Annotated in this window: 6 protein-coding genes; 3 read left to right on the top strand and 3 right to left on the bottom strand. The window is 31.7% G+C overall.

All coding sequences use genetic code 11. The features are described from left to right. Window positions 1–105: 105 nt before the first annotated feature. Genes ACODSB_RS20670 through ACODSB_RS20660 form a run of 3 tightly spaced genes read right to left on the bottom strand, consistent with a single transcriptional unit; the run spans window position 106 to window position 8,289 of the window. The gene (locus tag ACODSB_RS20670) at window positions 106–597 is read right to left on the bottom strand and encodes a hypothetical protein (protein WP_488938406.1); all 492 of its coding nucleotides are present in this window, start codon (window positions 595–597) and stop codon (window positions 106–108) included. After that, entirely contained in the window at window positions 594–4,787 is a 4,194-nt protein-coding gene (locus ACODSB_RS20665; RefSeq protein WP_488938405.1) for a DUF6443 domain-containing protein, read from the bottom strand. The genes ACODSB_RS20670 and ACODSB_RS20665 overlap by 4 nt, the downstream gene beginning before the upstream one ends. Before the next feature lie 10 nt (window positions 4,788–4,797). Then, window positions 4,798–8,289, bottom strand: a complete 3,492-nt coding sequence (locus ACODSB_RS20660; RefSeq protein ID WP_488938404.1) for an RHS repeat domain-containing protein — start codon at window positions 8,287–8,289, stop codon at window positions 4,798–4,800. Between the two features lie 547 nt (window positions 8,290–8,836). Between ACODSB_RS20660 and ACODSB_RS20655 the strand changes: the two genes are divergently transcribed. From ACODSB_RS20655 to ACODSB_RS20645, 3 genes are all read left to right on the top strand, one after another. Continuing rightward, a complete protein-coding gene (locus ACODSB_RS20655; protein ID WP_488938403.1) occupies window positions 8,837–9,382 on the top strand; it encodes a DUF4494 domain-containing protein in 546 nt (181 codons plus the stop codon). Window positions 9,383–9,559: 177 nt separating this feature from the next. Further along, the gene (locus ACODSB_RS20650) at window positions 9,560–11,071 is read left to right on the top strand and encodes an ArnT family glycosyltransferase (protein ID WP_488938402.1); all 1,512 of its coding nucleotides are present in this window, start codon (window positions 9,560–9,562) and stop codon (window positions 11,069–11,071) included. Continuing rightward, entirely contained in the window at window positions 11,072–11,596 is a 525-nt protein-coding gene (locus ACODSB_RS20645; RefSeq protein ID WP_488938401.1) for a DUF4269 domain-containing protein, read from the top strand. The last annotated feature ends 44 nt before the right edge of the window (window positions 11,597–11,640 follow it).

Here is an 11,640-nt window from a genome sequence, read left to right as displayed (position 1 = left end):
TAAAGTTAAGATTTAGTTCTTAACTAGAACTCCATGCTAAGTTAGCACATCCAGACATTTGCGCAGCTTTTTCAGTTGAACTCTTCGGAGAGCAGGGTACATTACCTATTCTATCACTAACTTTGATACATTAACAAATGTTCCAATATCAATAGTTGACTTATCATTTACTTTATGTAACAAAAAATGAAGAGTATCTATTTTAGTATTTTTGGGGTATCTTATCATAAACACTCCATTGCCAGAACCTAAATTACCAAAATGTTTTTCCTCTATTTTCCATTCTAATAAGTATTCACTTTTCTTAAACTCTTTGCTTATTTTTTTTAATTTCAAGACAATTTGATTATTTGGAGATAATGCAACTTTTCTTTTTTCCCCTTTTATAACTTTATAATGCCAAACTTTTTCAATCCATACAGAATCAATAATATCTAAATCTCCCGTTTGCAATTTATTTGCTGTAGAGAGATAAAACCCATTTTCTTTTGAATTTGAAATTGTTGAAGATGCTTGAGGTGTTGCCGTATTGAATTCATTACAACTAACACACATTAACGCTATAATGCACAGACAAATTAAAACTTTCTTTCTCATTTTCTTGACAATATTGTTCGTGGCACGTTCTTATTTGCTTGTTTTATATTATGGTAAATATTATTTGGAACTACTGTATCATAAAAAATTTCTCCTGCGGAATAACCTCCATATACTTTATTAGTGTCAATAGTTCTAATACCTAACTTATTTAAGGTTTCATTTACGGCTTGCCCACAATTATTAAAAATAAGTGAATATTTACTTAATGCCTGTTTTGTCATTTCCTTTTCTCCTTTTTCAGCTGTGGATGATTGTATTTTAATTACTACACCTTCCTTATATTCCGAATAATCCTTATCAGCAAAAAATTCATTAATAGTATGAAATGTGTCTTTCCTAGCATCTAAAGCAGGCCCGCCACTTACTGGATTATTGCCACTATTAGAATTTTCATCTTCGTCTCTACCCTCTTTTGAAATAAATACCCATCCCGTATCGTCATTACCTACTAATAAAGCATTATGTCCAAAACCGCCTGCTCCTTTTGGCGCATTTACTACAGCAACATAATCACCTTTTTTGTATTGTTCTTGTTTAGGTGTAGAAATACCGTGGCTTGCTTTTGCTTCTTCAAATGACACTTCTTTATTTCCATCTTTATAAATTCCTTTTCTTCCTGAATTATGGGCATCCCAATCGTAGGTAGCTAGCATTCCATCTGGGTCAATAAAAAATACAGGATTGTTATAACAATACGTATATGGTGACCATCTTCTAGACATTTCTGCTAATGGGTCAATATTTATCCAACGTCCAAGAGCAGGGTCATAATTTCTAAAACCATAATCGTACATTCCAAGCCCTAACTCCTCCTGCAACTCTTTTCCGTTGTACTTATACTTTAATCCATCATTAGTAGAATTTTTAGCAATATTATATCCTTCTTGTTTTAACCCAAAAGGATAATAGTTGTTTTCTTCCTGAATAACAAGATTTTTGTCATAACTCAAACGGATATTCCCAAGATGATCTTTATATTGATATATATATTTAAAAGAACTTGCTGTTACAGCTTCCACATATCCTTCAGCAGTTGGGAAGAACTTAAGTCCTGTATTTACATATTGATACCCTCCCAAATAATCTGTTGTTGTAACACTTAACGGTGAGGTAACACTTACAACTTTCTGCACTTTCTGCCCTACTGCATTATAAAGATATACAATGTTTCCTGTTGTACCAAAAGTAATTTTTGTTGGAAGGTTTAAATGGTTATAGGCAATAGCAGTAATATTCTTGTTGTTATCCTTTGTCATATTGCCATTTACATCATAAGCATAATCATCTACTGTATTGGCTGCACTATCTACAAATCCGCCTGCTTTATTAGCTGCCAATGCATTATCGGTTACTTTCATTAACTGGTTGCCCGTATTATTATTTAGATAATTGTATACTAAATCGTCTATAAAAACAGTACTGGAACCATTTAAACCATTGCGTTTTAAGGTCTGGATATTACCATTTTTATCATACGTTAAAACCTCATTATAGGTATTAGCAAGTGTGCTGCCATTTTTAAAATAAGCATTTTTTAATCGGTTTAAATTATCATATTTATAACCGTAAGCTCTAATAATACCCGCATCTGAATTTGTAGCCCAAAATGTCTCTGCGATATTTCCATTATATAATGGTACTACATCCGGACTTGTCGCTGTTGGATTATTATAGTTTAAACTAAATGCAAATAAATCCTTTGGATCTCCACTTTTTTGAAGACCTGTTATATCATTGATATTCGTAAGCCAGCCGCGAATATTATAAGTGTAATTAATATTTTGTGTTGGAATTGTTGTATTATTACCTACGTTTTTAGAAACCAGCTGCCCTAACTCATCATAAGTATTACTGGCTAAAAGTTCAATTGTTCCTCCGTTTATTTGATGTGTATTTGTTTTTAAACGATCCTGATCTGTGTAGGCAAAGGTATCTTTTGTTTCAATTTCAGTCCCAGTAATTCCAGCCCTGCTATGTTTTGTAATGCTGTACTCAATTTTACCTGAAAAATCAAGCTTGATGTCTATATAAGTATAGCCTCCAAGAAAGTTTTTAGTATAATTGCGAATTGGTCTGGCCTTAGAATCATAAAGTATATGGCTTGTTTCAGCTCTTACAGGACTTGTTGTGGTATCATCCAAAATTCTTGTCCATGACCCTGTTGCTAACCCTACTGGCTTTACAGTTGTATTGTAATATACATTCTGAGTGGCTGCCTGTGCCGGAATAGTCGGCGGATCTGGATAATCGTAATTATCGTAGTAATTAACTGTTAAAATATGATAAATGGCAGCTGGCGAAGGAGAAGCTAAATTAGTAGGCCAGACTACATTGGTATAACGTATATTAACATTATTAATATTGTTAACAGCAGAAGCTGTTTTAACTTCACTAAAATTTGTTGTCTCTGCATTTCTGGCCCCCTGAAGATTTGTCCTGTCTAAAGCAGTTACAGATACAGCCGGCATCCAGCCGGTAATAACAGGCCTGTTCAAAGCATCATATTTGGTAATCAGCCAGCCTGTAGAAGTTGTATTATTAAATGGTGAATTGGCTGGTCCTGTCGCCACAACTCTATCGAGTCTATCATAAATAATAAATTCCCATTGTTTGCCCGGCAGTTTTTTCTCTACAAGTCGATTACGAGAATCATACTTATACTGATAACATAAATCGTTTAAGGAATTTTGCAGGCTGTTGTCAATTTGGGCGCTAAAAGTACTTCCGGCAGCAGCATTAAAACCTGGTAATAATCGTATTGAATTAGAAGCTGTTAATGATAATGAAGCCCCTGAAGCTACTGTGACCGTAGATGTAATATCAATTGGTATGTTTAAGGCATTAATAAGATCAACTGCTTTAGGAGGCATTACATAGGTTAAATTACCATACTGATCGTAAACATAATAGGTATCGTGTTTTACTCCTGCATCATAGGTGCGTTTTAAGATTAACTGTCCTTCTTTATTTTTAAACTCAACTGTTGATCCATTACTTTCTGAAGGTGATGCTGTCGTATTCTCATCATAAGTTATAGTCTTAAAAAGCTGATTAACAATATAAAGGCCACTTTGATTTCCCTTACTTAATGCAATATCATATAAGCCTGAAGTTGAATTCCAGATTGCATTTACAGTATAATTTTTTACAGCATCATTGGTTACATTGGTCTGATAAGCCATTTTTACCGTATGGTTATTCGCAAGCGCCCAATCTGCTCCCGGTGCTGCCTGCTGTAAAACACGATTTAATGGAGAATCTTCTAATTGTTTTTCGCTAAAAGGGTTTGTATTTGCCACGCCATAATTAGTCTGGTATTGTGCAACTAAATTAGGAAACAGAGTAAAAGGATTAATATAATTGGCATTATTTTGTGTAGATGCATAAGGAAGATATTCTCTTACCTGCCTCCCAAAACCATCATACTCAATAGGTGTTACTATATCTTTTCCAGAGTTGGAAGCTTGGTAATCTAAACTTTGTATTGGCCTTCCCAAACCATCAAAATATGTAACTTTTTGTGCAGCCTGAACTATTGTAGGGTTTGCTATACTAGTTGTAGTGGGCGTTTTATAAACAATATTCCTAATAGCATTTTGATTCTGCAGACTTGCTTCTAAAGTTGTACAATTGGCACTTGTACCCGGAATCGTTGGACAATTGTCTGTATTATCAAGAACATAATTCCCAGGTGGTTTGGTACATTGCTGAGCAATAAAATTTAAAGGATCACCCAATCCGTCTAAATCATTGTCCAGATACCAAGTTTTTGCGGTATCACAAGCCAGATTTTTAGTAAAACTTAAGTAACATCCGTTCCAGCTTGTTGGTGAATTTGTTAAATAAAAAACCAATGCATTGTTTTCAATTTTTGCAGCAAAATTTGCTAAAGAACTTCCTTGAGCCGATGAAAGTTGTCCTAATTCCATATTAGGCAATGCAGGAGAAATAGTTAACGTTGCAACAGTACCAATTTTTAAATAACCTGAACTAGCCCAAGTTGCATTAATAGAAATTGTTAAGACATCATTATTTACACAAATTGTACCTCCGCCAGTTCCTGACTGACCATTGTTATTTAAACTTGGAACGCTAATATTTTGTGTGTAATTAGGATAAATTCCAGCCTGAACCTGACCAAAAAACATCATTAAAAAGAAAACTAAGCAATAATTATAATTTTTCATCTTTCTCATATTAGTTTTTATACTGGTATTTGTTTTCTGACAATATATTATCATTTTTATCCTTAACGTTTATCAATCTTCCAAATGAATCATACGTGTATGTTATTTTATCATTTTTGGGGTCCGTGATAGTACTCACACCAATAAGCGGGATATGACTAAAAGTCGAAACCATAGCATTAGGCAAAAGATCTCTCAGTGTGTTAATTGATGCTAGCTGATCTTCGTTATAAGTATCCAATACAGTTGTGGTTATTCCTAAAGCAGCAGCTACATTTGCGTAACTCGCATTTTCTATTTTAGCAATAGGCTGAGTTTGTTTGTATCCCCATAAAATGGTTACAGGAATTCCGTTTTCTAATGTATATTGCTGAATGTTGGCTTTAGAATCATATTTATCATAAGTAACTTTCCTTTCAGGAGCTGTATAAGTCGGACTATTTGTTCCTTTACCCGCAAAAATGTACTTAGGCAGAATCCAATTACCAGTTGTAGCATCTTTTGCATATTGTGTATTTTGTCTCGACAGAAGTTCCGTATTTTTACGATTCTCAGTAACTATTGGAATTCCTGTCATCTTTGCATTAGTCATTATATCTTCAATAGGGTCAAGTTGAGGGCGTTCTTTCGAATAGTAATATGTGGTAACAAGTTTATCACTATTGGTAGTGAACTGATCATCGTTACTAGTTTTATTTGTACTCGTTTTAATATTTAAGTCAGAATCATACGTTAAAGTTTCATCAACTGACACCGCATTACCATTAAAGTATGATCTGGTATTAGTTCCTACTAATTTAACATTACTTGATATCAGAGGATATGATACAAATGTAAAATCTGTCATTCCAGGATAAAGCATATCATTACAAGAAGAACTCAAGCCTCTTAATTGATTAATATTTATTATACCAAAAGAATACTGATCTGGACTTACACTTTGGTAAGAATAACTTTTCTGAAATAAAAGCGTGTTATTTTTATCATAAGAAGCTTCAAATGAAAGAAGTCCATTAAAATAATTCAAAACAGTTGGAAAGTTTTTACCACTTATATTTTCATAATTATAATAAGTATATATCTTTTTTCCATTAGTTAAATCATTATTATCCACTTCAGTTTCTTCAATACTTTCATAAGCAACCAGACCTCCGTCACTTGTAAATAGATTATCAGACGAAATTGAAATTTCATTACTTACAGTTGCAGTTGTAACAAGCTGGCCATTTACAGCGTCTGGCTCTCTAACTTCGCAAAATGTTTCTTGGGTTGATAAAGGTTGAAAGCGTGTTAAAATTCTTCCTACTGAATACTTTAAGTTTTTCTTGTTTGCAATATTTCCTGTTGAAGAATAATTTTTAATGGTGTTGACTCTCAAACCTCCCGTTTTACTTACTTTAGTAACACCAGTATCGTCGTAATAACGAAAATCTGATTTTAATCCCGCAATTTTATAAGTATCTGAAGTACTATATTGAAGTGTATTTATAATATCTACCGCATAAATAACAGTTGGATCGGGATCATAATCAATTCTAATAGATTCGTTCCATGTTTTTCCATGATTTGATTCAAATGCAACCCTTAGTTCATCTGTAACTTTCCATTGTTTGATAATTGTTGTAACCCCTTGCTTTGTTTTAGAAAAAACAATTCTGGAAGCATTATTACCGGGATTAAAATTATCATAACTATAAACCGGCGCATTGGGATTAGGAAAAGGTGTATATCCATCATTAATGACATTAGTGAAAGATATTGTAGTTGAATTTGCCAATTTAAAATCATGGTGATAAACATCTGTGCTCTTACCAAAACTAGTTAAACTTTTAGGTTTATAAGCTTTGGCTAATTCTACTTTATCAGGAATAAATTGATTAGAAAATGAATTAGGTTCATATTCAAATTCAGAAAAACCACCTGTAGGATAAGTTATTTTTTTCAGCATATACGTTCCTGCTTTTTCATTATCTGTATATCTGTTTATTCCTTGATAGTATCCATATCTAAAAGGAACCTGATAAGTGGCTTGCTGGCCATTTATATAGGCAGGCTGATAATATTGCATTTGATATTCATAATCAAAATAAGCTAAATCAGGCAGTAAGGTTTTATTATCTATACCATTAAAATAACCCCAAAAATCTTTAGCAAATGAAATTTTCATAGGCATAGTTGAACTAAGGTCATATTCAAGTTTATAAGTTGGCATAGTTCTGTCCTGATTACCCTGACTATCATAACCAATTTCTTTTACCGTATCTAATTTTAGTCTTTTCCCTAATCGATCTTTATTGGTGTTATAAAAACTCAATGAATTGCTTACACTAGGGTTTCCTAAATATTCCACATAAGGAAAATAACTATAGCCCAATTCAAAAGTTTTTATCTTTTTATTTATTACTCCTCGGTACGAAATATCAATAGCTTTTAATCTTTTTGGAGTTGGTAAAGATGTTACAGGAACAATATCTTCTCTATCTTCAAGTATAAAATCAATGACAGTACTATTTGTCGTTATTTTTGATAATATTTTTATATCATTTTGAACAATTCTATTTCTTAATCCCTTAACATTTTGATTTTCACCTGAGCAAGTTTCGGTAATTAAATATCTTTCCTGAAAAGATAAGTTCGCCGAAGAAGCATTGATATAAGAAAAATCAATTTTATTCCCGTTTACAAGGGTAATTGATGACAACCAATATGTTCTTCCTACTCTATCCACCTGATCAGGTTCTGTATCTGTATTAAAAGCTTGTTCGCTCACCCCAAATGTATACGTTATCCCATCGGATGTTTTCGCAGTCATATTTGTCATATCAAAAACAATATCTTCTGTCTTATTTAACTGAATAACCTGTTTTGTTTCAAAATCTATGTAGAAACTTCCAGAATGACCTCCGAAATTAAATTGATAAATATCTGGCTGTGCACCACCTTGTTCGATAAGATTTTTAACGTCGAAAGGAAATGTTCCATTAGGCAGAGGATAAAGATTATCAGATTCAGGCGAAGCATAACATCTGTGTCTTAAATGTTTATAACTTCCTTGATAACCATAATTTAAAATAATATTTTTAACATGAGAATAGTTTTGAGGTACTACTGAATAAAACATATCCATATCATCTCTTTTTCCTCTAACTTCTTGAATAATGCTGCCGGCAGGTGATAAATCCCATCCTAAGCCTACCCAGGTTGCTTCATCAGAAACCTTAATACCTGAACTATGATATCTTAATTGAATTGGAATTTCTATTCCTGCTTCCTTAATGGTGTAAATTGGAATCGAAATATTTGCCGTCCCTGTATTATATCCAATGGGAATATCTCCGAATCTCCCTAAAAGTGCTGCCTCAGGAGATGATGGAATATTAATTTTAGGAGAAAAAGTAGAAACATTTTGCGAATACAAAGTCGCACTTAAACCGAAAAACAAAAAAAACAACGTAAAAAAATTGCTTTTTTGTTTAATAAAATAATTAATAATAGATTTCAATTTGTTTTGGTTGGAAAGGGTCATATAATTAGTTGAATTATTATAAACTTGAGCTAAGTGGATTTTCAACACAATATTAATGCATTTTTTAAATGTTAATTTTTTATTTTTTTAACAAGACAAAACTTCTTTATTGTTGCTTTTTAAAAACATTTGGAAATCAATTAATTATTATATTTTTGATTAGTTTTTGTAAGGGCAAAAAACATTTTAGCAAGATTAATATAAATGAAAATCACATTTTTATTTTGATGCTAATCTATATAATTAGCTATTTAATTTTTACGGTAATTCCATATTGTTTTTTAGTTTTAGATCGAAAAAATTCTTGTTATAGATCTTAATATTTCAAAAACATTAATTTTATTTTCAACATAAAACTTCAAGAGCATCAAATTAAATTTTGATAAATTTTTATTTAAAAACATAATTCCAAACCAATCAACACTTTACAAAAAACAAGTACAAATTGTGAATATCTATTTTTTAAATTCCTGATTTATTTTGCTGTAAAATCTATCTTTGGCATCCTTAAAAATTAGAAAAAATGAGTGCAATTTGGTACGAATGCAAAGTAAAGTATAGAAAAACCGATGAAACTGGAGGCCAAAAAGTTTTAACAGAACCTTATTTGGTAGATGCAATATCTTATACAGAAGCTGAAAAAAGAATTAATGAAGAAATGGCCGCTTATATTAGTGAAGAATTTAAAATCACCAATATTAAAGTAGCAAATTATGCGGAGATTCATCCATTTGAAAATGCTGACCGCTGGTTTAAATCGAAAGTTTCTTTGATTGCTTATGATGAAGAAAGCGGAAAAGAAAGAAAATCAAACATGTATATGCTGGTTCAGGCAAATGATGTGAGAGAAGCTTTTGATAACACAATTCATGTTATGAAAAATACAATGGGAGAATATTCTATTCCTGCCATTTCAGAATCGCCAATTATGGACGTTTTCCCATATTTTAGCGGTGAGGAAGAAGAAACCGAAATGCTGGAAAGATTCAACGCTCTAAAAGCTTCAAAACCTGCAAAAGCAGATGAAGAAATAATAGATCACATGGAATTTGAAACCGTAGAGGAATAATTTTTTTTAAACTTCAAAAAATTAAATTCCAAATTCCAATATTGAAATTTTAATAAATCAGCTTCAGAGAAATCTGGAGCTTTTTTATTTTCGGGCAGAAAAACTTATAGGTATTTTCAAACCAAAATAAATCCTATATTCGTTATACAAAACCATTTACAACCAACCAAAAACTTCATGAATAAAAAAACACTTATTTTAATTGGGTTTATTATTTTAAAATTTGTCTTGCAATATGTTTTAATAAGTCCCGAATATGATTTGCAGCGCGATGAATATTTACATCTCAATCAGGCGCATCATTTGGCTTGGGGTTATTTATCTGTTCCTCCGATAACTTCGTGGTTTTCTTATATTATATTACTGCTTGGGAATTCTGTTTTTTGGGTCAAGTTCTTCCCTGCTCTTTTTGGTGCTTTGACACTTTTAGTTGTCTGGAAAACTATTGAGCTTTTAAAAGGAAATTTATACGCTTTAGTTTTAGGCGCACTTTGTATTTTATTTTCGGCTTTATTAAGGATCAACATGTTATACCAGCCAAATTCATTTGATGTTTTGTGCTGGACATTATTTTATTATATTTTGATTCAATATGTTACTTCAGAAAAATCAAAATGGCTTTATATAGGAGCCGTTGTTTTTGCTTTTGGATTTTTAAATAAATACAACATCTTATTTCTTTTAATTGGCCTTTTACCGGCAATTATACTTTCTGAACAAAGAAAAATATTCGCAGAGAAAAAATTATATTTCGCCTTGATTTTAGGGTTATTATTGATTTTACCAAATTTGTTATGGCAGTACAATAATCATTTCCCAATTGTACATCATATGAAAGAATTGGCCGAAACACAATTGGTAAACGTAGATCGTGCAGACTTTGCAAAAGAACAGATTTTATTTTTCATAGGTGGATTCTTTGTCATTCTTTGTTCTTTTTATGCCTTACTTTTTTATAAACCATTCGAAAAATATAAGTTCTTTTTTGCGTCGATAGTTTTTACATTAATTGTCTTTTTATACTTCAAGGCAAAAGCTTATTATGCAATTGGCTTATACCCTATTTATATCGCTTTTGGCTCGGTTTTTCTTGCAGATGTTTTACAAAATGGATGGAAACGCTTTTTAAAACCTGTATTTATTGCACTTCCTTTACTATTTTTTATTCCGATGTATTACTTGGCTTTCCCAAATAAAAGCCCAGAAAAAATAGTTGCAGAAAAATTGGAAACGCACCGCTGGGAAGATGGAAAAGAACATAATTTATCGCAAGATTTTGCCGATATGCTGGGTTGGAAAGAACTTGCACGAAAAACAGATTCGGTTTATGCTTTGTTTCCAAAAACAGAAAATACTTTAGTACTTTGTGACAATTATGGTCAGGCCGGAGCTATAAATTATTATACCAAAAAAGGAATTAAAGCCGTGTCTTTTAATGCCGATTATGTAAACTGGTTTAACCTAAATCTGTATTATACAAATCTAGTTAGGATTAAGGAATTTGACAAAGACAGTAAGGAATTTGTAGAAACGAGTCCTTATTTTGATATCTCTTTAATTGGCGGCGAAATCACAAATAAATACGCCAGAGAATACCGAACCACAATTTTTATTTTTAAAAACGCGAAAATCAACATCAACAAAAGGCTTGAACAGGAAATCAAAGAAGAAAAAAATTACGATAAATAAATGATTGATTTCAGCAATATTGAATATTTAAAAACCGGAAATCCAAAACAGATTGAAGCTTACGAAACCTTAAAGCAAAATAAGGTTATGGAAGCTCTTTTTGAATTTGATCCAATTTTGGCCGGAACAATTCCCATTAATATTGATATTGAAAACAGTGATCTGGATATTATTTGTTATTGGAAAAACAAAACCGAATTTATTGCAGCAATTTCTTTTTCTTTCGAAAATAAAAATGAATTTAAAATTCAAGAAACTATTATTGACGAACGCGAATCTGTAATCGCTAATTTTAAAATAGATGATTTCGAAATTGAAATCTTCGGACAAAATATTCCAACCAAAAATCAAAACGCGTACAAGCATATGATTATTGAACATGAAATATTAGAATCAAAAGGTGAAAATTTCCGTTTAGAAATTATTAAACTCAAACAAAATGGTTACAAAACCGAGCCAGCTTTTGGCGAATTATTAGGTTTAAAAACCAATCCCTATTTAGAATTACTAGAATATAAATTGTGACTTAAGGAATTATAAACCACAATTTACTAAATATCAATCACTTA

It is taken from the genome of Flavobacterium sp. FG68 (assembly GCF_057808895.1).
Note: the sequence above shows the minus strand (reverse complement) of the source record. Positions and strands in the feature narration are given on the sequence as shown.